The 23,517-nt window shown below is 68.9% G+C and carries 26 protein-coding genes; 15 read left to right on the plus strand and 11 right to left on the minus strand.

What is annotated here, in order from left to right:
• The first annotated feature begins 167 nt into the window (after nucleotides 1-167).
• Complete coding sequence (locus tag RZ1_RS06890) at nucleotides 168-716, plus strand: TetR/AcrR family transcriptional regulator (RefSeq protein ID WP_307718278.1); 549 nt, start codon at nucleotides 168-170, stop codon at nucleotides 714-716.
• A 10-nt stretch (nucleotides 717-726) separates the two neighbouring features.
• Here RZ1_RS06890 and RZ1_RS06895 read toward each other — a convergent pair whose 3' ends face one another.
• Nucleotides 727-1,101, minus strand: coding sequence for an RNA-binding S4 domain-containing protein (locus tag RZ1_RS06895; protein WP_072810400.1), 375 nt, complete (start codon nucleotides 1,099-1,101; stop codon nucleotides 727-729).
• A complete protein-coding gene (locus RZ1_RS06900; protein WP_072810401.1) occupies nucleotides 1,098-2,735 on the minus strand; it encodes an ABC-F family ATP-binding cassette domain-containing protein in 1,638 nt (545 codons plus the stop codon). The genes RZ1_RS06895 and RZ1_RS06900 overlap by 4 nt, the downstream gene beginning before the upstream one ends.
• A 141-nt stretch (nucleotides 2,736-2,876) precedes the next feature.
• Between RZ1_RS06900 and RZ1_RS06905 the strand changes: the two genes are divergently transcribed.
• A complete protein-coding gene (locus RZ1_RS06905) occupies nucleotides 2,877-3,380 on the plus strand; it encodes a pyridoxamine 5'-phosphate oxidase family protein (protein WP_072810403.1) in 504 nt (167 codons plus the stop codon).
• Between the two features lie 15 nt (nucleotides 3,381-3,395).
• Here RZ1_RS06905 and RZ1_RS06910 read toward each other — a convergent pair whose 3' ends face one another.
• Both RZ1_RS06910 and RZ1_RS06915 read right to left on the minus strand, forming a co-directional pair.
• A complete protein-coding gene (locus tag RZ1_RS06910; protein WP_072810404.1) occupies nucleotides 3,396-4,439 on the minus strand; it encodes a S1C family serine protease in 1,044 nt (347 codons plus the stop codon).
• Between the two features lie 14 nt (nucleotides 4,440-4,453).
• Entirely contained in the window at nucleotides 4,454-5,554 is a 1,101-nt protein-coding gene (locus RZ1_RS06915) for an NAD(P)-binding domain-containing protein (protein WP_072810406.1), read from the minus strand.
• Nucleotides 5,555-5,696: 142 nt separating this feature from the next.
• Here RZ1_RS06915 and RZ1_RS06920 point away from each other — a divergent pair, with 142 nt between their 5' ends.
• Nucleotides 5,697-6,584: an SPFH domain-containing protein gene (locus RZ1_RS06920; protein ID WP_072810408.1), complete on the plus strand. Its 888-nt coding sequence runs from the start codon at nucleotides 5,697-5,699 to the stop codon at nucleotides 6,582-6,584.
• 15 nt (nucleotides 6,585-6,599) lie between these two features.
• A complete protein-coding gene (locus RZ1_RS06925; RefSeq protein WP_072810409.1) occupies nucleotides 6,600-6,821 on the plus strand; it encodes a type II toxin-antitoxin system antitoxin in 222 nt (73 codons plus the stop codon).
• A gap of 40 nt (nucleotides 6,822-6,861) precedes the next feature.
• Here the strand turns inward: RZ1_RS06925 and RZ1_RS06930 are convergent, their stop codons facing one another.
• The gene (locus RZ1_RS06930; RefSeq protein ID WP_072810411.1) at nucleotides 6,862-7,851 is read right to left on the minus strand and encodes an Acg family FMN-binding oxidoreductase; all 990 of its coding nucleotides are present in this window, start codon (nucleotides 7,849-7,851) and stop codon (nucleotides 6,862-6,864) included.
• A gap of 149 nt (nucleotides 7,852-8,000) precedes the next feature.
• On the opposite strand from RZ1_RS06930, the gene RZ1_RS06935 reads away from it, so the two are divergent.
• The gene (locus RZ1_RS06935; RefSeq protein WP_072810413.1) at nucleotides 8,001-8,732 is read left to right on the plus strand and encodes an enoyl-CoA hydratase; all 732 of its coding nucleotides are present in this window, start codon (nucleotides 8,001-8,003) and stop codon (nucleotides 8,730-8,732) included.
• A 23-nt stretch (nucleotides 8,733-8,755) separates the two neighbouring features.
• Nucleotides 8,756-9,874 carry an MBL fold metallo-hydrolase gene (locus tag RZ1_RS06940; protein WP_072810652.1) on the plus strand — a complete coding sequence of 373 codons (1,119 nt, stop codon included), beginning with the start codon at nucleotides 8,756-8,758 and terminating at the stop codon, nucleotides 9,872-9,874.
• Between the two features lie 8 nt (nucleotides 9,875-9,882).
• Here the strand turns inward: RZ1_RS06940 and RZ1_RS06945 are convergent, their stop codons facing one another.
• Together RZ1_RS06945 and RZ1_RS06950 are read right to left on the minus strand one after the other, a co-directional pair.
• Nucleotides 9,883-10,254, minus strand: a complete 372-nt coding sequence (locus RZ1_RS06945; protein ID WP_072810415.1) for a hypothetical protein — start codon at nucleotides 10,252-10,254, stop codon at nucleotides 9,883-9,885.
• Nucleotides 10,255-10,265: 11 nt separating this feature from the next.
• A complete protein-coding gene (locus tag RZ1_RS06950) occupies nucleotides 10,266-10,784 on the minus strand; it encodes a DUF3558 domain-containing protein (RefSeq protein ID WP_072810416.1) in 519 nt (172 codons plus the stop codon).
• 137 nt (nucleotides 10,785-10,921) lie between these two features.
• On the opposite strand from RZ1_RS06950, the gene RZ1_RS06955 reads away from it, so the two are divergent.
• Nucleotides 10,922-11,422 carry a hemerythrin domain-containing protein gene (locus tag RZ1_RS06955; RefSeq protein ID WP_072810418.1) on the plus strand — a complete coding sequence of 167 codons (501 nt, stop codon included), beginning with the start codon at nucleotides 10,922-10,924 and terminating at the stop codon, nucleotides 11,420-11,422.
• Between the two features lie 27 nt (nucleotides 11,423-11,449).
• Here RZ1_RS06955 and RZ1_RS06960 read toward each other — a convergent pair whose 3' ends face one another.
• The 3 genes from RZ1_RS06960 to RZ1_RS06970 all read right to left on the minus strand — a co-directional run bounded on the left by RZ1_RS06960 (nucleotide 11,450) and on the right by RZ1_RS06970 (nucleotide 13,751).
• A complete protein-coding gene (locus RZ1_RS06960; RefSeq protein WP_072810420.1) occupies nucleotides 11,450-12,961 on the minus strand; it encodes an HNH endonuclease signature motif containing protein in 1,512 nt (503 codons plus the stop codon).
• Between the two features lie 68 nt (nucleotides 12,962-13,029).
• Nucleotides 13,030-13,533: a DUF2029 domain-containing protein gene (locus tag RZ1_RS06965; RefSeq protein ID WP_072810422.1), complete on the minus strand. Its 504-nt coding sequence runs from the start codon at nucleotides 13,531-13,533 to the stop codon at nucleotides 13,030-13,032.
• A complete protein-coding gene (locus RZ1_RS06970; protein WP_072810424.1) occupies nucleotides 13,530-13,751 on the minus strand; it encodes a helix-turn-helix transcriptional regulator in 222 nt (73 codons plus the stop codon). The genes RZ1_RS06965 and RZ1_RS06970 overlap by 4 nt, the downstream gene beginning before the upstream one ends.
• Before the next feature lie 100 nt (nucleotides 13,752-13,851).
• Between RZ1_RS06970 and RZ1_RS06975 the strand changes: the two genes are divergently transcribed.
• Both RZ1_RS06975 and RZ1_RS06980 read left to right on the plus strand, forming a co-directional pair.
• Complete coding sequence (locus RZ1_RS06975) at nucleotides 13,852-15,237, plus strand: cytochrome P450 (protein WP_072810425.1); 1,386 nt, start codon at nucleotides 13,852-13,854, stop codon at nucleotides 15,235-15,237.
• A gap of 11 nt (nucleotides 15,238-15,248) precedes the next feature.
• On the plus strand, nucleotides 15,249-15,431 hold the full coding sequence (locus tag RZ1_RS06980; RefSeq protein ID WP_072810427.1) for a hypothetical protein: 183 nt from the start codon (nucleotides 15,249-15,251) through the stop codon (nucleotides 15,429-15,431).
• 27 nt (nucleotides 15,432-15,458) lie between these two features.
• Here RZ1_RS06980 and RZ1_RS06985 read toward each other — a convergent pair whose 3' ends face one another.
• The gene (locus RZ1_RS06985) at nucleotides 15,459-16,070 is read right to left on the minus strand and encodes a flavodoxin family protein (RefSeq protein ID WP_072810429.1); all 612 of its coding nucleotides are present in this window, start codon (nucleotides 16,068-16,070) and stop codon (nucleotides 15,459-15,461) included.
• A gap of 105 nt (nucleotides 16,071-16,175) precedes the next feature.
• On the opposite strand from RZ1_RS06985, the gene RZ1_RS06990 reads away from it, so the two are divergent.
• The 6 genes from RZ1_RS06990 (at nucleotide 16,176) to RZ1_RS07015 (ending at nucleotide 23,493) form a co-directional block, all read left to right on the plus strand.
• The gene (locus tag RZ1_RS06990) at nucleotides 16,176-18,653 is read left to right on the plus strand and encodes a cation-translocating P-type ATPase (protein ID WP_072810654.1); all 2,478 of its coding nucleotides are present in this window, start codon (nucleotides 16,176-16,178) and stop codon (nucleotides 18,651-18,653) included.
• A gap of 55 nt (nucleotides 18,654-18,708) precedes the next feature.
• Nucleotides 18,709-18,975, plus strand: coding sequence for an antitoxin (locus RZ1_RS06995; RefSeq protein WP_072810431.1), 267 nt, complete (start codon nucleotides 18,709-18,711; stop codon nucleotides 18,973-18,975).
• A 216-nt stretch (nucleotides 18,976-19,191) separates the two neighbouring features.
• Complete coding sequence (locus RZ1_RS07000) at nucleotides 19,192-20,826, plus strand: Na+/H+ antiporter (RefSeq protein ID WP_072810432.1); 1,635 nt, start codon at nucleotides 19,192-19,194, stop codon at nucleotides 20,824-20,826.
• A 68-nt stretch (nucleotides 20,827-20,894) separates the two neighbouring features.
• A complete protein-coding gene (locus RZ1_RS07005; RefSeq protein WP_139281785.1) occupies nucleotides 20,895-21,587 on the plus strand; it encodes a hypothetical protein in 693 nt (230 codons plus the stop codon).
• Entirely contained in the window at nucleotides 21,584-22,186 is a 603-nt protein-coding gene (locus tag RZ1_RS07010) for a hypothetical protein (protein WP_072810436.1), read from the plus strand. The genes RZ1_RS07005 and RZ1_RS07010 overlap by 4 nt, the downstream gene beginning before the upstream one ends.
• A gap of 89 nt (nucleotides 22,187-22,275) precedes the next feature.
• Complete coding sequence (locus RZ1_RS07015; protein WP_072810438.1) at nucleotides 22,276-23,493, plus strand: sensor histidine kinase; 1,218 nt, start codon at nucleotides 22,276-22,278, stop codon at nucleotides 23,491-23,493.
• Nucleotides 23,494-23,517 lie beyond the last annotated feature (24 nt).

A 23,517-nucleotide genomic window follows, 5' to 3' on the forward strand; every position in this document is an offset into this window, starting at 1 on the left:
AATCGGCTTTCCGGGTCGAGTCCGGCGTTGCGGTTCGGTTTGCTCACGTTCTCCTCCCTCGCACCGGCCCGAAGTGTAAGTAGGGTTACACTTTTGTGCAAGAGTTCACAATTCGGTCCGGAATGCGAGGTAGAGGAGTCATGGCTGCGGACGGTGGAAAGAGGAAGGTGCCCACACGGGGGGCCCAACTGCGCTACCTCGAGGCGGGGCTCGACGTCCTCGGCGGCCGCGGGTATGCCGGATTGAAACTCGCGACGGTGTGCGAGGCGGTCGGCGCCACCAGCGGATCCTTCTACCATGCGTTCCCCAGCTGGGGGGAGTACACGTCCCAGCTCATCCACTACTGGCGCGAGACCAGGAGCGACCGGCTCATCGGCAACGCCCGGGAAATCACCGACCCGGTCGAGCGGCTCGAATTCCTGATCGACATCGCCCTGAATCTGCCCCACGACTCCGAGGCGGCGATCCGCGTGTGGGCCGCCCACGACCCCGATGTCCGGGCGGTTCAGGTCGAGGCCGACGAAGAACGCCGGCAGTTCATCGCCGACGCGTACTTCGCCGCGACCGGCGACCGTGAGCTGTCCGAACGGCACGCCACCGTCGCGATGTACATGCTCGTCGGGTACGAGAGCGGAACCCGCCGATCCCGGGACGACCTCGCCTGGGCCTTCCGCACCTTCGTGGAACACGGGCTTTCGCCCGCCGGCGAGGAGTGACCGCGAAAACTCAGTCCTCGTTGAACCCGCGAATCCGGTCCAGTTCGCGGCGGTCCTTCTTCGTCGGGCGCCCGGTACCGCGGTCGCGGCGGGGGATCGACGCGAGGATCTCCTTCGGCGGGGGCGGGGGACTGCGGTCGATGTAGGCGGTGGCCGCGATCGGGGCGCCGACGCGCTTGTTCACCAGTTGGGTTACCTCGACGATCTTTTCGAGTCCGTGGGCGCGTACCCGGACCTCCGCGCCGATCGTCACCGGCGTCGACGGCTTCGCGGTCACCCCGTCGACCCGCACGTGCCCGGCCCGGCATGCGGTGGCAGCGGCCGATCGGGTCTTGAACAACCGCACCGACCACGTCCAGCTGTCGACCCGGACACTGCCGCTCACGTGGCCTCCTCGCTCAGCGTCCCGTCGTCGAGTCGCCAGCGTCGCGTGCTGCGGGTGGTCTCGAGCATCCGCCGGTCGTGCGTGACGAGCAGCAGCGTCCCCTCGAAACTGTCGATGGCCTGTTCGAGCTGCTCGATCGCCGGAAGGTCCAGATGGTTCGTCGGTTCGTCGAGCACCAGCAGGTTCACCCCGCGGGCCTGCAGCAACGCGAGCCCGGCACGGGTGCGTTCCCCGGGGGACAGCGACGACGCCGGCCGCAGCACGTGGTGGCCCTTCAATCCGAACTTCGCGAGCAGGGTCCGGACCTCCGCATCGGGCCAGTCGGGAATTTGTGCACCGAACGCCTCGACCAACGGCTCGTCGCCCTCGAACAGGCCGCGCGCCTGGTCGATCTCGCCGACCTGTACGCCGGAACCCAGCGACACGCTGCCCGCATCGGGGGTCAGCGTACCGAGCAGCAGGCCGAGCAGCGTCGTCTTCCCGGCACCGTTGGGGCCGGTCACGAGGATTCGGTCACCCCAGTCGACCTGAGTCGTCACGGGGCCGAAACGGAAAGCGCCACGTCGTATTTCGGCGCCGTTCAGTGTCGCCACGACCGCTCCGCTGCGGGGTGCGACCGCGATCGACATCCGCAGCTCCCATTCCTTGCGGGGCTCCTCGACGACGTCGAGCCGTTCGATGCGGCGCTGCGTCTGGCGTGCTTTCGCCGCCTGCTTCTCGGTGGATTCGGCCCGGAACTTCTTGCCGGCCTTGTCGTTGTCCTTCGACTTGCGGCGCGCGTTGCGGACGCCGTGCTCGAGCCAGTTGCGTTGCATCTGGGCGCGATCCTCGAGCTGCTGCTTGGTGTCGGCGTACTCGTCGTACGCCTCGCGGGCGTGCCGTCGCGCGACGTCCCGTTCGACGAGGAACGCCTCGTACCCGCCGTCGTACACGGCGATCTGCTGTTGCGTCAGATCCAGTTCGACGATGCCGGTGACGGTGCGCGCCAAGAACTCCCGGTCGTGGCTGACCACCACCACCGCGGTGCGGGTCTCGGCGACGAACCGCTCGAGCTGTTCGAGGCCGGCCAGATCCAGGTCGTTGGTCGGTTCGTCGAGCAACAGCACGTCGTAGCGCGACAGCAGCAGCGCCGCGAGTCCGGCGCGGGCCGCCTGCCCGCCGGACAGACCGGTCATGAGGGCGTCGAGCCCGACGTCGAGGCCCAGATCTGCGACGGTCTTCTCGGCGCGTTCGACCAGGTCGGCACCGCCGAGCGCGAGCCACCGCTCGAGCGCCGGGGTGTATTCGTCGACGTCGGACTCGCCGAGTGCTTCCGCCGCGGCGTTCATCACACGTTCGGCGTCGGCGACACCGGTGCGGCGTTCGAGGAACCCGAGGATGGTCTCACCGGCGATACGCTCCGGTTCCTGCGCGAGATAGCCGACGGTCGCGTCCGGCGGGCTGAGCGAGATCGTGCCGGTCACGTCGGCGGTGCCGACACCGGCGAGCGTCGTGAGCAGCGTCGACTTCCCGGCGCCGTTCGCGCCGACCAGCCCGATCACGTCGCCGGGCGCGACCGTCAGGTCCAGCCCGCTGAACAGCGTCCGCTCGCCGCGGGACGCGGACAGCCCGTCGATTCGTAGTGTTGCGCTCACCCGGCGATTATCCCGCCCCCGGTGAACGGTCCCGTCACCCGGTCGGACCGAACGATGGTTCCCGCCACCCCGGGGATGCTGAGTTCCGTCGGTTGTCGAGGTCGGTACCGGTGGACAATCGACGAAACGAGGGAGGCCGGCATGAGCACACCGGTGACGACCATCGACACACGATTCGGGGATTCGGACGCGCAGCCGATGGCGTGGAGCGACACCGAGCACCTGCTCGCGGACGCGGAACTGTATTGGCTCAGCACCACCGGGCGCGGCGGCGGGCCGCACGTCACCCCCCTCGTCGGGCTGTGGTGCGACGGCGCGTTCTGGTTCTGCACGGGTCCCGGCGAGCAGAAGGCACGCAACCTGCAGCACGAGACGCAGGTGGCGGTGACGACGGGTGCCAACACGTGGGCCGACGGCACCGACGTGGTGGTCGAGGGAAACGCCAGGCAGATCACCGACTCCGTGCAACTTCAGGTGATCGCCGACGCCTACCTCGCGAAGTACGGGGAGCGGTGGCGCTTCGAGGTGGTCGACGGAGGATTCGGCGCCGACGAGTTCACCGCCGGGGTCTTCCGGGTCGACCCGCGCAAGGTGCTCGTGTTCGCGAAGCATCCGCACGGGCAGACCACGCACCGGCTGCGCTGAGCAGCTCCCGGCGAGTCAGCGCACGGGACCGGACTCGACCGCAACCGTCGCGGTTTGCCGGGCACCGGTCTTGTTGCGCCAGCCGATCTCGACGGTGTCACCGGGTCGGCGCGTCATCAGGAGGGTTTCGAGGTCGCCGTGCGAGGCGACGGGGTTGCCGTCGAACGAGGTGATGACGTCGCCGATGTCGAGTCCGGCGGCCTCGGCCGGCGAATCGAACGACACCCACAGCACTTCCGCGCCGCGGTCCTCACCGCCCTCGCGGACCGTGGTGACGGTGACCCCGAGCAGCGGTGTCGGGCCGACATGCACCGTGCCGCCGCCGGCACCCGAGCGGATCTGCTCGACGATCTCCATTGCGGCGGAGATCGGCACCGCATAGGCCTCCGGGGCGGTGGGGGCGTCGGCCGGGTCCTCTCCGACCGCGCCCGCCGTGTTCACCCCCACCACCGCGCCGAACGCGTCGACGAGCGGACCACCGGAGTCGCCCGGCCGGATCGCCGCATCCGACTGCAACATCCCGGTCAACCGGTGCCGCGAACCGTCGACCGAATCCCGCACCAGCACGTTCCGCCCGGTCGCGACGATCGTGCCGGGCGCGGCGACCACCACCCCGCCGCCGTCGGAGTTGCCGAACGCGGTGACGGACGAACCCACCCCCGGCCCGGGAGCATCGGCGAGCGTCGCGACCGGCAGATCCTGGGCGCTGCCCAGCTGCACGACCGCGATGTCGTGGGCGCGGTCGTATCCGTTGACGGCGACGTCGTACGTCAGTCCCGTCGCTGCGCTGATGGCGGTGATTTCGTCGGCGCCGCTGACGACGTGGTGGTTGGTGAGCACGAGACCGTCGGGCGTCAGCACGATGCCGGTCCCCGCGACCCCCGTCCAGCCGTCGGTGGCAGTGAGCGTAACGACGGCGGGCACGATCCGGGCCGCGAGTTCCTCCGCGGTCGGGGGTTCCGCTGGAACCGGTGGCGGCGGGGGAGGCACGACCGTTTCGACGGCGGCCGGCGCCGACAGGGTCAGGCTCGCGGCCGTCGCGGCGACGACCAGCAGCATCGAACCGGGTGCCCTCACCTCGCGCGGGCCTGTTCGTCGAGGTGGTCGACGAGTTCGCGGGCCGCGGCCCGGCCGGCACGGTTCGCGCCGATCGTCGACGACGACGGACCGTATCCGACGAGGTGGATGCGCGGATCGGCGGCGACCTGCGTCGCGAGCCGGCCGGTCATGGTGATTCCGCCGCCGGGGTTGCGCAGACCGAGCGGTGCCAGATGGTCGAGAGAACTCCGGAATCCGGTGCACCACAGGATCACGTCGACGTCGAGTTGTCGTCCGTCCGGCCATCGGACACCGTGTTCGGTGATCTCGGAGAATATCGGAAGATGTTCGAGCACACCGCGTTCGTGGGCGGCGCGGATCGCCGGGGTGAGGGGCAGTCCGGTCACCGATACCACCGATCCCGGTGGCAGGCCGTGCCGGACCCGGTCCTCGACGAGCGCGACCGCGGCCCGCCCGATCTCGGGACTGAATTTCTCTTCCCGCCAAGCGGGTTCGCGTCTGGTGACCCAGGTGGTGTCGGTGACGCGGGAGATCTCGTCGAGCAATTGCACCGCGGAGATGCCACCGCCGACCACGAGGACGTGTTCACCGGCGAATTCGTCGGCGGTCCGGTAGTCCTTGGTGTGCAGTTGCCGACCGCGGAACCGTGTGGCACCGGGATACCACGGCACGAACGGGTGCTCCCAGGTTCCGGTCGCGTTGATGATGCCGCGCGCGGCATACACGCCGTGATCGGTTTCCACACGCAGGTATTCGCCGCGGTCGCACACGACGATCACCTGGACGGGCCGGCGCACCGGAAGGTGGAATTGCCGCTCGTAGGCGCGGTAGTACTCGGGCACCGCCTCTGCGGCGGCGACCGTCCCGTCGGTGGTGTCGACGGCCTCGGCGAAGGACGATCCGGGCAGGTCGTGGAGTCCGTTGACGGTATCGAGGGTCAGGGACGGCCAGCGGTGTTGCCATGCCCCGCCGGGTCCGTACGACCTGTCCAGCACCACGAAGCCGCGGTCCGGGTCCTTGCCGAACTTCTGCAGGTAGTAGGCGGCGGACAGCCCGGCCTGGCCGGCTCCGATCACGACGACGTCCACGGACGTGTCGGGATCGCCGGTCGTCATCGTGTCTCTCCCTGTGGTGGGCTCGTCTGTGGCACCCATGATGCCCCCTGCCGGGGCGGCCCACCGCGCGATCCGCACCACGGCAATTAATGTGATATCAATTTAATATCGCATTACTGAGGTACGACGACGGGAGCGCGCCATGGCCGCAACACAATCGACGATCACCGAACGCCCCGGGCGTTCCTCCAATGGATGGCTGGTGCTCGGCATCGGGCTCGTCGTCGAACTGGCCGGAATCGGACTGATCGTGCTGGGCGCGACACGGACGAACGTTCCGTTGATCGTCGCCGGCGTCGTCCCGGCCGTGCTCGCGGTCGTCGCCCTGGCCGGTCTCGTCCTGGTCGAACCGAACCAGGCGCGGGTGCTGCAGCTGCTCGGCGGCTCCTACTCGGGCACCCTCCGCGAACCGGGGCTGCGCTGGATGAACCCGCTCAACACGCGCCGCAAGATCTCCACCCGCATCCGCAATCTCGAAACCGGGAAGGCGAAGGTGAACGACGCGGACGGCAACCCCATCGAGATCTCGGCGGTCATCGTGTGGCAGGTCCAGGACACCGCCCGCGCCGTCTTCGACGTCGACGACTTCGAGGAGTTCGTCGCGGTCCAGACCGAAGCCGCCGTCCGCCACATCGCCGGCAGCTATCCCTACGACGCGGGCGCCGACGAAATGTCGCTGCGTCAGAACGCCGACGAGATCACCACCAAGCTGTCCGAAGAGGTCGCCGAGCGCGTTCGCTCGGCCGGTGTCCACGTCGTCGAATCGCGCATCAACCAGCTCGCCTACGCGCCGGAGATCGCGCAGGCGATGCTGCGTCGCCAACAGGCAGGCGCGGTCATCGCGGCGCGGGAGCAGATCGTCATGGGTGCGGTCGGGATGGTCGGTGCCGCACTCGATCAGCTCGAACAGGAGCACACCGTCGAGCTCGACGAGGAACGCAAGGCCGCGATGGTCAGCAACCTGCTCGTCGTACTCTGTGGTGACCAGGGTGCCCAGCCGGTCGTCAACACCGGTTCGCTCTACCAGTAGTTAGGTTCGATCGGCATGGCCGAACGCAAGAAGCTGCTCCTGCGGCTCGACCCGGCTGTCCACGACGCGCTGGCGAAGTGGGCGGGCGACGAACTGCGCAGCACCAACGCGCAGATCGAGTTCCTGCTGCGCCGCGCGCTGACCGAGGCCGGCCGGATGCCGGGTCACGCGGAGAAGATCCGCCGGCCCGGCCGTCCGGCGAAGGCCGGCCGCACCGAGCCCGAACCGGGCGAGTGACGATCTGAAACCTTTGCTCCTGCAATGTAATCGGATTGATTCACCGCGACGCGCGTCGGGCGTTCACCGTCAGCACCGAATCCGTGGGCAGCCGCGGCGTCGGCTTCGGGCGGTCCTCCGGCGCTGTCGTGCCGATCCGGACCAGGGCCTGCGGGCACCCGTTGCCGGGGAGCAGCGTGCGGATCATCTCCCGGCTCTGCCCGAACTCGGTCAGGTGGGTGAGCGGGCACGTGGCGAGTCGGTCGGCGGTCGCCTCGAGCAGCACCGCCGACAGCGCCTCACCTGCCCGCAGCCAGTCCTCGCGACCGTCCCCTTCGGTGCTGATCACCACGACGGTCGAGTGGTCGGCACCCGGCGCGCCGGTCGAGGAGCGGCTACCCGGCGGGAACCAGCGGCCGATCTCGACGCGTGCGCTCTGCTCCGCTGTGGCCAGCGCGTCCGGAGGAATGCCGACCGAATCGGCGGAATGACCGGCCCACCAATGAATTTCCATTTGATAGGTGCTGTCGTAGCGCCGCAGCGCTGCGGTGAGTTCGGTGGCGGCGCCGAGGACGGGGCGAGCATCCTGCGGAAGCACCGTCAGTTGCGTCCCGGGTCGGAGCATCTCGTTGAGCGGTCCGGGGAAGCCGGTGCCGGTCGACGGCGGCGCGAACGGCCTGCGGTCGGAGTAACGCCTGCGGATCGCCGCCACGAGATCGAAGTCGTGTGACGCCGGGCGCGCTCCGTGACTGAATCTGATGCTGGCCAGATGGTTGGAATGTTCTCCCATCGGCAGCCGGTCGATCTCGGTGGACCACTTCAACGCGGTGGCCGCGACCTGCAGGTGATGCAGGGCGGCACCACAGCTCAGCACGAGCTGCCGGGCCGTCGGATCTATCGACGGCAACAGCCGGCTGCGGTCGCTGAACAGGTCGAGGCGTCCGTCCGTGTACGTCCAGCGCCACGGCTGGCTGTTGTGCACCGACGGCGCACGGCAGGCGAGGTCCACCGCCATCCTGACCGTGTTCACATCGGGAATCCGTGGGTCCATTACCACTCCTGGGAGTGCAGCCGGCCGATCCGCTCCCCATTATTGTCGCTCACGATCCTACCGCCGGCATCGATCGAGACCGCGCGGAACGCGCGGCCCCGCCCGGATGGGATGATGCCTGCGCCACGATCGGAAGGTGAGGCACGAGCATGATCGGGATCAGCCGCGACGGTGACGTCGTCACGATGAAACTGCAGCGCACGGAGCGGCGGAACGCGCTCAACACCGAGTTGTGCGTGCAGCTGCGCGAAGGCATAGAGCAGGCCGTCGAGGACGATGCGCGAGTCGTGGTTCTCACCGGTGAAGGGTCGGCGTTCTGCGCGGGCGCCGATCTGTCCGGCGACGTCTACGCCGAGGGGTTCCTCGACAGTCTCACCGAGATGCTCACGACCATCGAAGGCGCGCCGATCCCGGTGATCGCCGCCGTCAACGGTCCCGCGATCGGAGCCGGCACCCAGCTCGCCCTCGCATCGGACCTGCGAGTGGTCGCTCCCGAAGCCCGGTTCGCGGTGCCCGCCGCCCGGCTCGGGATCTCGGTGGACCGGTGGACGGTCCGTCGGCTGGCCACGCTCATCGGGGGCGGAGCCGCGCGGTCGGTGTTTCTCGCCGCCGAGTCGATCCACCCCGACGAGGCGCTCGCGCGGGGCCTGGCAAACCGGATCGGCGATCTCGGCGCCGCGCAGGCATGGGCACAGGAGATAGCGACGCTGGCGCCGCTTTCGCTGCGCGCGATGAAGCTGTTCCTCAACGACGATCACACCCGCGACGAGCCGTCGCCGGAGCAGATGTCGGCACTGGCCGACGCGTGGCTGAGCGAGGACGCGCAGGAGGCGCGGGCGGCGCGCGCCGAAAAGCGCGACCCGGTGTTCCGCGGAAAGTAGCCGACCGCACCTAGAGTGGTGTGGTGAGCGTCAAGCAGGCTGCCTCGTCCGCCCTCGCCGGAGCCGGATTGCTGTGGGTGGCGCGCGCCGCGCGCGGCCTCCCGACCTCGATCGGAGCGTCCGCCGCCGACATCCGGCCGTACGCGGCGGGTTCGCCTCGATACCGCGACGGCCGGTTCCACAACTCGGAGCCGAGCAGCATGCTCGGCCCCGAGGACGGCGGGAGCTTGCTGCGGGAACTGCTCACCCGCGGATCCGTCGGCACACCCCGCGTGGATGTGCCGCTCGCGGCGCCGCTCGCGCCCGTGGAGGCCGCCGATCTCGCGGTCACCTGGTTCGGGCATTCCAGTGCGCTCGTCGAGATCGACGGGCATCGCATCCTCGCGGACCCGGTGTGGAGCGACCGGGTGTCGCCGTCGGCGACGGTGGGGCCCGCCCGGATGCACCCGGTGCCGGTGCAGCTCGCCGAACTGCCCCGCATCGACGCAGTCGTCATCTCCCACGATCATTACGACCACCTCGACCGCCGCACCATCGAGATGCTGGCCGCCACGCAACCCGACATCCGGTTCCTGGTTCCGCTCGGTGTCGGTGCGCACCTGCGCCGATGGCGGGTACCGGAGGAGCGGATCGTCGAGCTCGACTGGGATCAGCACGCCGAGGTCGGGGCGCTGACGATCACGTGCACCGAGGCCCGGCACTTCTCCGGTCGCGGATTCGCACGCGACATCACCCTGTGGTCGTCGTGGGTCATCGCCGGCCCGACCCGGCGCGTGTTCTTCGGAGGCGACAGCGGATACACGAAACGGTTCGCCGACGTCGGTGACCGGTACGGCCCGTTCGACCTGACGTTGCTGCCCGTGGGCGCCTACGACCGTCGCTGGCCGGACGTCCACATGAACCCCGAGGAAGCTGTCCGGACCCACGGCGACCTCGGCTGCGCCGACCGTCCGGGCAGCCTTCTCGTGCCCGTGCACTGGGGCACCTTCAATCTGGCCTTCCACGCGTGGTCCGAACCGATCGCGCGGTTGTTGCCCGCCGCCCGGGAAGCGGGGGTTGCGACGGCGGTCCCGATGCCGGGTCAACGCGTCGACGCTCTCCGGCCCGGCGCTCAGCATCCGTGGTGGGTGGCACTTGGCTGAGGGGACCTCTACCCGGACGCTTCCCGCAGAGCGGTGAGGGTTTCGTGGTCGGCTTCGCGGTAGGCCTTGCCGGCGGCGGCGAACATCGCGCGCATCTGGGTGACGGTGTCGATGTGGGTTTGCAGGACGTCGGAGAGGCCGCCCGGGCCGGTGGCTTTGGCGTCGAATTTCAAGCCGAGAGCGTGGGCGGAGGGCAGGTGCCCGAACGCCGCCGATACCTCGAGTTCTGAACAGGAGTTCCGTATGAACTGGAGAGCTTCGAGGAAGGTGTCGCAGGCTTTGACACAGTTCTCGGTTGCGTCCGGCTCGAGATAGAGCTGTCCGGATTCGGCGGCTTCGACGAGTCGGCGGAATGTTTCCGGCCCGACCGGTTCCGACATGTGTGTTCCTCTCAGTTGGGAATGTGGCGATCGAGGGCGCGCGCGGCCTCGGTGACGACGACACAGATGTCGCCGCCATCCTCTACGAGTGCACTTTCGATCCCATGGAAGAGGATGGTGCCGCGGCGAGTTGAGTATCCAAGGAAGCAGAGCTCGTCTCGAGGGTCGTACGCCTTTCGGAACAGCACTGCGTCGCGGCCGTTGATCGCGACGTCGCGGAACCCGGTGTACCGAGGATGGGCGCGGATCTGTTCGATCGTGTCCGTCATGGCGAAGATGCCGATGTTGTACCAGGGGCCGTCCCAGCTGCAGAGCTTCGCATGGGTGAACTGCTCGCCGACGAAACCGACGCTCTCCGAGGCCGGGTCGAGGCCGGCGGCGGCGAGTGCGTCGTCCGGGATGGTGCAGGACACGAAGAGACCATCGACGGGACTCGGTGGGACCGCGGTGCCGGGCACGGAGGTGGTGCACGCTGCGAGCAGGGCGAGCCCGCACAGTGAGGCGGCGATTCCGGGCTTGTCTGGGGTCATCGGTTCCTTGGTTGCAGTAGCGCGTCTACAGGGTTGGACGCGGACGGGGTCGCATCGGTTCCGTTCCGGCGACGTGTCGTTTGCCCGAGTCCCGCCTTGGGTATCAGCCACTGTCAACCCGGCTCGAGGAGGTTTTGATGTCGACGGACGCCATCGTGATTCTGAAGGATGATCACAAGGAGATTCGAAAGTTGTTTCGTGCCTTCCGCAGTGCAGGCGAGAACGCGCAGAAGGAGAAGGGGCGGCTCGTCGACAAGATCATCGAGGCGCTGACCGTGCACACCTACATCGAGAACGAGTGTATGTATCCGAAGGTCCGCGATCTCGTCCCGGAACTCGACGATGATGTCCTCGAATCCTACGAGGAACACCATGTCGCCGATGTGCTCGTAACCGAGCTGGCTGCCATGTCGCCGTCGGACGAGCGTTTCGATGCCAAGACCACCGTGCTGATCGAGAACGTCGAACACCACATCGAGGAGGAAGAGGACGAGTGGTTCCCGCAGGTTCGTGAGCATCTCGGCCGGAAGAAGCTGCAGGAGATCGGTGCTGAGATGCTGGAGCTGAAGAAGGAGGCGCCGAGATCACCGGCGCAGCCGTCGGCGTTGAAGAAGACACTCGACGCCGTGCTGGCCTAGAAGGTTGATTCCTGGACCGGTGATCCGCTACGGAACCTCGCCGTCACCGGTATCTCCGGCCGGTTCCCGCAGCCACCGTCGCCGGTGTTCCCGCAGCTCGGTGTCGCGGCGGGCACGGTAGTGCGCCAACGCCGCGGACAGCAGGTCCCCGAGGTGGTGCCGGTGGTTGACCCGCGGTGTCCGTTCCGGGTCGATGTGCGGGGGCGGAATCCACTCGGTGCGACCCGGATGCTCCGACCCTGCCGGTGCGACCCTCGTTTCCCAGCCGCCGGGTCCGTCGTGCACCAGGGCGTGGCAGGCGTCGCAGGCGAGGTCCTCGTTGGTGATGTCGGTGGGTCCGCCGGCCTGCCATTCGGTGATGTGATGCACCGCGGTCAGGGTCGCGGGCGCGTCGCAGCCGGGTCGGGTGCAGCCACCGGACGCGGCGATCAACGCGAGCCGCTGATCCGCCGACGCCAACCGTCTCGCGCGGCCGAGATGCAGCGGCCGGCCGTGGTGGTCGAAAATTGCCAGCACCGGATGGGCGGTCTCGGCCATGCGCAGCGCGTCGCGGATCGGCACCAACCCGCCGGACGCGGTGGTCACCACCCCGGTTTCGTCTTCGACCTGTTTCACCGACATGGTCAGGATCGCGGTCACCGGCAGTCCGCGGTGACTGCCGAGCACACCGGACGACAGCAGTTGCCGCAGGGCGACGTTCAGGGCGTCGTGGTTACGTTGCACCGCGGTGCGGGTGTCGCGGGCCGCGGCCTTCGCGAGGGCATCGCGGTCCAGGGTCTCGGAGTCGACGTCCCCGCGCGGTGAGTCCGGGTCGTCGGGGTTGTTCATGCCGGGCCGGGCGAGTTTCGCGAGTACCGGTTCGAGCAAGGCTCGCGTCTCGGGATCCAGCAACCCGGAGATCGGAGTCATGAGATCGACACCCTGTTTGCCGATCCGCAGACCACGCCGACGCTTGCGTTCCTTCTCGTCCGGGACGTCCCCGTCCGGGGCGAGATACGCGAGCAGATGCACGCCGAGTTTCACGAGGTCTTCGGGGGTGACCGAGCAGGCCGCGTCGGCCAGGATTTTCTCGGCGACGCTGATCTCGTCGAACCCGACCCCGTAGGGGACCTTGCGCAGGATCTTCGCGACCGCGGCGACGTGCTCGGGTCCGATCGCCCCGGCGCGTTGGGCGGCGGCGGTGGCGGGCAGTTTCGGTTCCACCTCCTCGCCGTCGAGGCCGTGCCAGGTGCCGGTCTTCTTCGCGCCCTTGACCCGCCGGGCCGCGTCGGCCGCGGAGATCCGCAGGGTGCCGATGAGGAGGTCGTGGACCGATCGGCAGCCGAGATGCCCGGGGATCATGCGTTCGGTGGTTTCGACGACCAGCCGGTGCCCGACCGCCGCGGCCTTGCGCAGCGAGGTCTCCAGGCGTTGCAGGACGTCGACGATGTCGTCGCGGGACAGACCGGACAGGTCGTCGTCGAGCAGGCCGTCGACCGCGGCGTCGAGGGCGGTCAACCGCGCCTCGACCGTGTCCCCTCCCACCTGGTTCGAAAGCATGTTCGAACAATAGCGCGAGGGTCTGACAAGAACATCCCGCTCGCCACCACGCCGAGGTCGGACGAGGTTCACATTCCTTCGGCGTCGCGCGCTTCCTCTTCCGCGACGCGGCGCGCGTCGCGTCGCCTGCGCCAGGTGGCGAGGGCGAATACCACTGCCACGCCGCAGATTCCGCCGACGATCATGCCGAACCAGGTTTCGGGAGTCTGGTCGAGCGGGGTGGACAGGCGCGCGTAGATCCCGACGACACCCGCGATGTACAGGGCGGCGGCGAGAATTGCGCGGGGGCGCCACTTCTTGGCCGAGGTGTACACGTCGACGTCCTGGCTGCGTGCGTAGCTGGTGGTGGCGATCGAGACGGCCATCCACGCGAGGATGATGCCGAGAGCGATCCACGCGCCGACGCGTCCGGCGGCCCACGGCAGGACGGCCGCGGCGAGGAGGGCGATCCACTGGACCATCTGGAATCCCACCGCGGACGCTTCGTTCCAGACGTCGCGCTGACGTTCGTCGCGGTAGAAGTCGTCGTCGAGATCCCCGATCGCACGGGCGGCCTTGATGAACGCGGTCATAAAGGGTCCTCCTCGGTGAGCGGAAACAGGTCTTCGACGGTGGTGCCGAGGGTGCGGGCGAGTCGCAATGCTAGGTAGACGCTCGGCGCATAGTCGCCCTTCTCGGTGGACACGATGCTCTGGCGACTGACGCCGACCTCCGTGCCCAGTTCGGCTTGGGTGATCCGTAAGTGCTTGCGGAACTCGCGGACTCGGTTGCCTCTCGGTGTCGCTGGCACCCTTCGAAGTCAAGCATTCTTGTCATTCTGCGTCAAGTACGCTTGTCTTTTTCGCGTTCGCGACCGTTTCGCGGGGACCGGGAGCGGGTACCAGTCCGTCATGTCGACAACCGCAGGTACCGCACATTCGACGTCCGGGACCGGCCCTACGGTGAGCGGCCTCCGGGCGCTGCGTCTCATCGCGACCCTCGGTTTCCCGTCTGTCGCGGCCGGTGTCATCGCCCGCAGGCCCAGATCTATGGCGCTGCTGGAACGGTTCGGTGCAGACGCGTCGGCAGTGCACGTCCTGCGCCGGTTGCGCGAGGAGCACGGTTCCGGGCCCCTGCAGGTCGAATTGCCCGGCCGTCGCGTGGCTGTGGTGCTCGACCCCGCCGACGTCGGCAGGATCCTCGCGGATTCGCCCGACCCGTTCGACCCCGCCACCCGGGAGAAGAAGGGTGCACTCTCGCCGTTCCAACCGCACGGCGTTCTCATCTCCCAGGGGCATATCCGCACCGAACGCCGCAAACTCAACGAACAGGCGCTGGACACCGCGCACACCTTGCATCGCCTGGCCGAACCGATCGTCGAGGTCGTCGACCGGGAGGTGAGCACCCTGCTCGAAACGGCGATCCGCTCCGGGACACTCGACAACGACGAGTTCACCCGAGCGTGGTGGCGCATGGTGCGCCAGGTCGTCCTCGGTCCGTCCGCCGCCGACGACACCGGCGTCACCGACAGGTTGAAAAAGCTTCGCGCCAACGGCAATTGGTCCTACTTCATCCCCGAACGAAGCCGACTGCGCGACCGCTTCATCGAAGACCTGTACCGCTATGTGGACCGCGCCGAACCGGGGTCGCTCGTTGGAGCTCTCGCAGCGCTGCCCGTCGGAGGTGCGACCGATCCGGTCGGCCAGATCCCGCACTGGCTGTTCGCGTTCGATGCCGCAGGCATCGCCTCGGCACGCACGCTCGCGCTGCTCGCCGGTCACCCCGGCCAGCGCGAGAGGGCACGGGCCGAGATCGCCGGCAGCGACCCCGGCACCCCCCAGCCCTATCCGTATGTGCGGGCCGCCGTGCTCGAATCGCTGCGGCTGTGGCCGACCACGCCGATGATCCTGCGGGACTCCATTCGCGACACGGCGTGGGGCCCGGACGGGGAACGGTTCGGCATCCCCGCCGGTACCGGCTTCGCGATCCTCACCCCCGGCTTCCATCGCGATGGGGACACCGTGCCGTTCGCCGACGAATTCGTCCCCGAGGTGTGGCTGGACGGGCGCGCGGAGATGCATCCCGAAGTGGTGCCGTTCAGCGCGGGACCCGCGGTGTGCCCCGGCCGGAACCTGGTGCTGCTGGTGACCAGCACCCTCCTGGTCCGCCTGCTCGCCGCCGCCGACTTCCGGGTCGTGTCCGAGCCCGTGCCGGTGCCGGACCGTCCGTTGCCCTACACGTTCGACAACTTCGGCGTGCAGTTCGAGGTCACGCGCACCGCGGGTGCGCGCCGGTGAGAAGGAGCAACATGAACACGTCCGGCAAGCACGACAACGACGACGAGGGTTTCCACAAGGTGGCACCCGACCCCGAGGAAACCCCACAGGACGAAGACGTCGCGCCCGATGACGGCGGAGTGGGCACCGACGGCGGCTACGAGGCGACAGGTCCGGCGCACCGGGCGGGTGCCGAGGGCGGGGAGCCGGAGTAGCGGCGAGGCCGGCCCTCGGCACCCGGATCACTCGGCCGACGGATACGGTCCCACCCGTAATGCGCGGGCGAGATGCGCGGCGTTGCGGGCGAGGGTTGCCGTGGCCGAGGCGACCGCGTCGGGCACGGAATCGAGATCGTTGTAGTCGCCGGGCGTCATGGCCTCGCCGTTCCAGTAGGTGCAACCCTGCGCCGGGATCGTGTACCCGCAGTCGTTGAGTCCCTGGAACAGACTGGCGACGATCGCGTGGGCGCCGTCCTCGTTGCCGACCACCGCCGCGACCGCGACCTTCCCGAACAGGATCGGACTGTCCTCGTCGTCGGTCTCGGACAATTCGGCGTCCAGTCGTTCGAGCGCGCGTTTGGCGACGCTCGACATCTGGCCGAGCCAGGTCGGGGTCGCGACGAGCAGGATGTCGGCATCGAGGATGTGCCGGCGGACCTCGGGCCACTGGTCGCCGTTCCCCATGTCGGCTTCGACGCCGGGACGGATGTCGAGATCGACCAGCCGGATCGTCTCACCGGTCACGTCGTACTTGCCGAACTCGGTGAGCACATGCTCGGTGATCAGATCGCTGCTCGACGCAGCCGGGGAGGGTTTGAGCGTGCACACCAGGGCGAGTGCCTTCAGAGATGTCATGCTGCGGCGGGTACCCGGGCCGGTTCCATGACGAAACGCATGACGATGTGACCTCACCGGTCGGTGCGCGATCGCGGCGACCGGCGCTGGCATAGCCTGTTCTCCATGTCAGCTGAAGAGCCCACCGCGGTGGCCGGAGCCGGTGAGGCGGTTGTGGCCGATGCCGGCCATGTAGTCGGCGGCCTGACCACCGAGCAGGTCGCCGAACGTGTGGCGCGGGGGGAGACGAACGATGTCCCCGACCGCGCGTCCCGTTCCGTCAAGGACATCGTCCGCGCGAACGTGTTCACGCGGATCAACGCGATCCTCGGTGTGCTGTTGCTCATCGTGCTCGCCACCGGTTCGATCATCGACGGCATGTTCGGCCTGCTGATCGTCGCGAACAGCGGCATCGGCATCATCCAGGAGGTCCGCGCCAAGCGGACTCTGGACAAGCTCGCGATCGTCAGCCAGGCCAAACCGGTCGTGCGGCGTGACGGCCGGTCCGCCGAGCTCGCGCCGCGCGAGGTGGTCCTCGACGACATCATCGAACTCGGTCCCGGCGACCAGTTGGTCGTCGACGGTGTCGTCGTCGAATCCGAGGGCCTCGAGCTCGACGAATCGCTGCTGACCGGCGAGTCCGACAACGTCGACAAGGAGCCCGGCGCGACCGTGATGTCCGGGAGTTTCGTCGCATCGGGCAGCGGTGCCTACCGCGCGACGAGAGTCGGCCGCGACGCCTACGCGGCGCGGCTTGCCGACGAGGCCAGCAAGTTCACGTTGGTGCATTCGGAGCTGATGGCCGGCATCAACAAGATCCTGAAGTTCATCACCTACCTGATGATCCCGGCGGGTCTGCTCATCATCTACAACCAGCTGTTCTCGAGCGGCGAGTCGTTGCGGCCCGCGTTGAGCGGCATGGTTGCCGCGTTGGTGCCGATGGTTCCAGAGGGCCTCGTGCTGATGACGTCGATCGCGTTCGCTGTCGGGGTGATCCGGCTGGGACAGCGCCAGTGCCTCGTGCAGGAGTTGCCGGCCATCGAGGGACTGGCCCGTGTCGACGTGGTGTGCGCGGACAAGACCGGAACCCTGACCGAGAACGGGATGCGACTGGCCGAGATCGTCCCGGCCGACGGTGCGGACGAGAACACCGTCCGCGCGGCACTCGCGGCGATGGCAGGGGACGATCCGCGCCCGAACGCGAGTGTCGCGGCGATCAAGGAGGCCCTGCCCGACGATCCCGGGTGGGGCGCGGCGACCGCGATCGCGCCGTTCTCGTCGGCGAAGAAGTGGAGCGGCCAGTCCTACGGCGCGCACGGCAACTGGCTGCTCGGTGCCCCCGACGTGCTGCTCGATCCGGCATCCGACACCGCCCGGAGGGCGGAGGAAATCGGCGCGCAGGGGCTGCGGGTGCTGCTGCTCGCCGGTAGCGACCGCCCCGTCGACGACGCGGCCGCGCCGGGCACCGTCACCCCGCAGGCGCTGGTCGTACTCGAACAGCGGGTGCGGGCGGATGCGAGGGAGACCCTCGAGTATTTCGCCGACCAGCAGGTCGACGTCAAGATCATCTCCGGTGACAACGCGGTGTCCGTCGGCGCGGTCGCGTCGTCGCTGGGCCTGGCGAACGGCGAGCGGCCGGTCGACGCACGCACCCTGCCCGAGGACCCGGATCGGCTCGCCGACACCGTCGCCTCCGCGACCACGTTCGGCCGGGTGCGGCCCGATCAGAAGCGCGCGATGGTCGGGGCGTTGCAGTCGCGTGGGCACACTGTCGCGATGACCGGCGACGGCGTCAACGACGTGCTGGCCCTCAAAGACGCCGACATCGGAGTCGCCATGGGCTCGGGTAGCCCCGCGACCCGGGCGGTCGCGCAGATCGTGTTGCTGGACAACAAGTTCGCGACCCTGCCGTACGTGGTCGGCGAGGGTCGCCGCGTCATCGGCAACATCGAACGAGTCTCCAACCTGTTCCTCACCAAGACCGTGTACTCGGTGCTGCTGGCGTTCTTCGTCGGGGTTTCCGGGGTGTTGTCGCAGTTGTTCGACTTCGATCCGCTGCCGTACCCGTTCCTGCCGCGGCACGTGACGATCGCCGCGTGGTTCACCATCGGCATCCCCGCCTTCCTGCTGTCGCTGGCACCGAACAACGAGCGGGCCCGGTCCGGGTTCGTGCCTCGCGTGATGCGGTTGGCGATCCCGTCGGGCGTGATCATCGGGGTCGCGACGTTCGTCTGCTACGTGCTGGTGTACGGGGGTCCCGAGCAGACCGAGCAGCAGAAGATCCAGGCCGGGACGTCCGCGCTGATCACTCTGATCATGATCGCTCTGTGGGTACTCGCAGTCGTCGCCCGGCCGTATCAGTTGTGGAAGATCGTGCTGCTGATCGGGTCCGTGCTCGGCTACGTCATCCTGTTCACGGTGCCGTTCTGCCGCGAGTTCTTCGCGCTGGATCCGTCGGACATCGGGTACACGACGATCGCGTTCGTGTGCGGCGCCGTCGGTGTGTTCCTGGTGGAGGTCTCGTGGTGGGTCACCGGACGTCTGCACGGGGAGCAGCGTCGCCTGTTCGCCGCGCCGGACGACCTGCTCCCGGGAGTACACTGACCGCCGTATCGCGAGAACCCGGCGACAACCGTCCGCGTCGACGGAAGGACAGCAGATGGGATTCATCGACACGTTGAAGGGCCTGGTCGGCAAGGGCAAGGACTACGCCGCCCAGAATCCCGACAAGGTCGGCTCGGCCATCGACAAGGCCGGCGACCAGGTGGACCGGATGACCGGTGGCAAATACGCCCAGCACGTCGACAAGGCGCAGGACGCGGCGAAGAAACACATCGGTGCGGCAGACGACCAGACGCCGGGACCTCAGCCGCGACCCCGCCCCGAATCTCCGCCCGGGCCCCCGCCGGGACCGGGCGCGGGGTAGCAGGCCCGTCGAGCCCGCGGCCGGTGTGGCAGGGTTCCGCGGGCTTCTCGGACAACGTGCAGGGCCTCGTCGTGCGCGTGAGTTGCACAGCCGTCGGACACACGCATACGCACGGACGTGCGCGCGTGTCCACTAGCTGCGCGAACACCGTCGAACCAGCCCCGTGACCGTCGCGGCCGACCGCGACCGCGGCAGCGACGGAGCAGAATCGTTGCCGTGAACGGGACCTGGATTCTGCTCGTCGTCATCGCCGCCATCGCCGTCACCGGGCTGGCGACACGCCGTAACCTGCAGGCCCCGCTGGTGCTCGTCGCGATCGGTGCCGCCGCGTCGTTCATCCCCGGGCTGCCCCGGCTGGAACTGCGACCCGAGGTGATCCTCGGAGTCGTGCTTCCGCCACTGCTGTATTCGGCGGCGTTGCGGTTCTCCGTCCCCACCTTCCGGCGCTACCTGTCGCCGATCCTGCGGCTCGGCATTCTCACCGTCCTCGCGACCGCGTTCGCGGTCGCGTTCTTCGCGAACTGGCTCGTGCCGGAGCTGACGTTCGGTGCGGCGCTCGTGCTCGGCGCGGTCGTCGCCCCCACCGACGCGGTCAGCGCCGTCGCGGTCGGGCAGAAACTCGGACTGCCGAAACGTGTCATCGCGGTCCTCACCGGGGAAGGGCTCGTCAACGACGCGACCGCCCTGACCCTCTTCACGGTCGCGGTGTCGGCGGTCGCCGACACCCGGGTGTTCTTCGACTCCCCGGTCGTGTTCTTCGGTTACGAGGTGGTCGGCGGTGTCGTGATCGGACTCGTGCTCGCCGTGATCGTGCACCAGGTGCGCGGCCGCATGTACCACTCGCCGCTGGAAACCTCCCTGGGACTGGTACTTCCGTTCACCGCCTATCTCGTCGCCGAGGAGATCCACGCATCCGGGGTGCTCGCCGTCGTCGCCGCCGGCCTCTACATGGGGCACCGTGCCACCGACGCCTCGGTGAACACCCGCATCCAGGAACGCTATGTGTGGGAGAGCCTGGACATCCTGCTCGAGATGTTCGTCTTCGCCTACATGGGGTTGCAGCTCAAATTCGTCCTCGACGACGTCACCGACAACGGTTACGACGTCGTCGTCGTGTTGCTCTACTCGGTCGCGGTGCTCGTCCTGGTCATGGCGGTCCGGCCCGCGTGGGGTCTGCTGAACTGGGGGCGTCGCCGCGTCACCCGCGATGCCGGGCTGGCACGGCTCGGCCGCGACCCGTTGAGTTTCCGCGAACATCTGGTGGTGTCGTGGGCCGGCATGCGCGGTGTGGTGACACTCGCCGCCGCCGGCGGTGTTCCCCTGCTGCTCGCGTCCGGCGAACCGTTCCCGGGCCGCGAAATCATCCACCTCATCGCCCTGGTCGTCGCCGTCGGCACCCTGCTCATCCAGGGTGCGACCATGCCGGCACTGATCCGCAGGCTCGACGTCACCGACCCGTATGAGCGGCTCCGCACCGAAGAACAGCGCGAGCTCGCCCGATCCATCGTCACCGCCGCCGCAGAGGGCGAGCTCCACAACCTCGCGGAGAAGCCGCCGTCCGGGTTCGACGCCGAATCCGTGCGCCGCATCCTCGAACGGGTCCGCCGATCCATCCAGGCCCGCGTCGACGCCAAGGCCGTCGAATCGGAGAACGAGGACGACCGCAACCTCGACGCGGGCGCACTGTTCGACGAGTTCCGGCGATCGATCCTGCGCGCACAGCGCACCGCCCTGATCGCCGCGCGCGACGACGGCACCCTCGACGACGAAACCCTGCGCGTCGAGCTCGAAAGCCTCGACGTCGAGGAAGCCGCCGCCGAGGAACGGATCGACCGCCGCGGCCGGACGTGACCTGCCCGGCAGGATTCGAGTAGTCCACTACGCGTGCGCCTCGGACGTCGCAGGAAGACGCTGGGGACATGCGAAATACGGGAACGACGAGCGGGCGGCGGCGCGGAACAGCTGCCGCGATCGGCATGGGCGTGGCGGCGCTCGGTCTCGTGTTCCTCGGCGCAACCCGCGCCGGTGCACAGGACCCGCCGGACCCGGACTCGGGATCATGCTGCGGCAGTGGGGAAATCACCACGGTGACCGAAACGGTGTACGTGCCCACAACGGTGTACGAGACCGAGACGGTGTACGTACCCACGACGGTATTCGAGACCACGACCGAGACGACGACGGTCACCGAGACGGTCGACGTGGGCGCGACCGCGACCCAAACCGTCACCGAGACAGTGACAGAGGACAGGACGCAGCCGCCGGGGACGGTCACCGAAACAGTGACGGTATCGGAAGGATCGCCGATCACGGTCGCCGCGCCGCCGGACCCGCCCACCGCCTCGGCCGACCCTCCGGCGCCGAAGAGCACGGCCACGGTGGCATTGACCGGACTCGGCGCCGGGGCGGGCGCACTCGCCGCGGCGGTGCTCGTCACCCGGCTTCGCCGGCCGGATGGACGTCGGCCCGCGCGCAGGGCTCGGGAAGTGCGCGCGGTCGCCCGGCCCGACCGGAATCCGCAGACCACGGCCGAGGGCCGCGCGGGCCCCACGGTCGGGATCGACTTTCGTGTCCGCCCGTGGGACACACAGGTGACAGGAGACACCCCATGACCGATCCGAACCCGATCACCGCGCGCACCGTGTTGCTGCCGGGCGTCCCGCCGGACCGGTCGGCCGCGGCGGTAGCCGACGTCCTCGGCCGACTCGGCGCGGTCCGTGCCGCGGTGAGGGCGCTGAACGCGATCACCCCGGACATGCTCGCCGCGGTCGATGCCGAGGTGGCCACCGCGATCGCCGATCTGTTCGAGGTCCGACTCGAGGACCTGTTCGCGCAGGGCTGGCAGTGCTATCGCCGACTGCGCGACGCGGCCACCGCGTCCCTCGGCGGCGGGAAACAGGCTGTGCCGCTGGATAGTACGCGCATCACCTCGACTCAGCATCCGTTCGTCGAGCTGAGCCTGGACGGCGTACCGGTCGGGCGTATCGACATCGACCTGACCGCCGAATACGAACTCCACGGTGTCGTCGCGGTCGTCGAATCCGGCGCGCTGACAGCCCTGCGTTTCGGGGAGTGCGATGTGACCGTCACGTTCGCGGTGCGGCCGGTCGGTACCGTGCTGCAGCGCCGCCGGACCTTCTCGATGGGTGCACTGGCGCCGATGCGGGAACCGGTTCCGCTCGTCGGTTCCGCGCGCGCACGACCCGCCTGACCGGCCCCGGGCTCTAGGTTGGTAAGCATGACCGCGACCATCCTGTTCGAGCGTCCCCGGACGCCGCGCCCGGCCCGGATGAGCGGGCAGTGACCGGCACCGTCGTCGTCGTGCTCGCGGTGCTGGCCGCGCTCGTCGTCGGCGGCATCGGCGCGGTGTGGGCACGCACCCGGCGAGTCGTCACCACCCCCGCCGAACGCGCCGTGCACGCGACGCTGCACACCGCCTCACTCGCCGCGCGACCCCTGCGCCGCGGACTCGACGCGACCTCCGCGGAGGAGGCCGCGCCGCACCTGCGAACCCTCACCGGTGCGCAGGCGGTGGCGCTGCTGGACGCCGACGGCAACCGGCTCGCCTGGCACGGGCTGTACGAGGGTCTCGCCCACCAGATGCACGATGCCGCAGCCCGCGCGATCGAGGGCGAACGCCGCGTGCTCGTCGGTCACGGGGACCTGGCGCGTGGACCCGAAGAGATCGCGGCGCGCGCGGTGATCGCCGAGCCGCTGATCATCGACAACGTCGGCGTGGTCGGGGTGCTCGGCGTCGTCACGACCACCGAGCCCGGCCCGGCGATGCTCGGGGTGCTCGCCGAGGTCGCCGGCTACGCGTGCAGCCAGATCGAACTCGCCGAGCTCGACGCGTCCCGCGCGCGGCTCGACCGTGCCGAGGTCCGGGCGCTGCGCGCCCAGATCAGCCCGCACTTCATCTACAACGCGCTCAACACCGTCGCCTCGTTCGTGCGTACCGACCCGGATCGCGCCCGCGAGCTGCTACTGGAGTTCGCGGACTTCACCCGGTATTCGTTCCGGTCCGCGGGGGAGTACACGGTGCTCGCCGACGAACTGCGCAACATCGACCGGTACCTCACCCTCGAGCGCGCCCGGTTCGGCAATGCTCTCGACGTGCGGCTGCAGATCGCTCCCGAGGTACTCGGTGTGGTGCTGCCGTTCCTGGCCCTGCAGCCGCTGGTGGAGAACGCGGTGCGGCACGGAATCGCCGGGAAGCCGACCCGCGCCGGCACCATCGGAATCGTCGCCGCGGACGAGGGCACCGACTGCGTGATCAGTGTCGAGGACGACGGCATCGGCATGGACCCGGAACTGCTGCGCTCGGGCTCGCTGGACGCGGTCGCGGACAGGGAGGACAGCAGCGTCAAGGAGTCTGCGCATGTGGGTTTGGCGAACGTCGACGACCGGTTGCGGGCGGCGTTCGGCAACGACTACGGCCTGGTCGTCGAGACCGCCCCGGGCGCAGGGACCAAGGTCAGCATGCGGGTGCCGAAGTTCCGGCCGGGGATCCGGCCGTGACCGGCCGTGGGGCATGGCACGATG

This window comes from Rhodococcus zopfii NBRC 100606 = JCM 9919, assembly GCF_001895025.1.
Lineage (GTDB): Bacteria > Actinomycetota > Actinomycetes > Mycobacteriales > Mycobacteriaceae > Rhodococcus > Rhodococcus zopfii.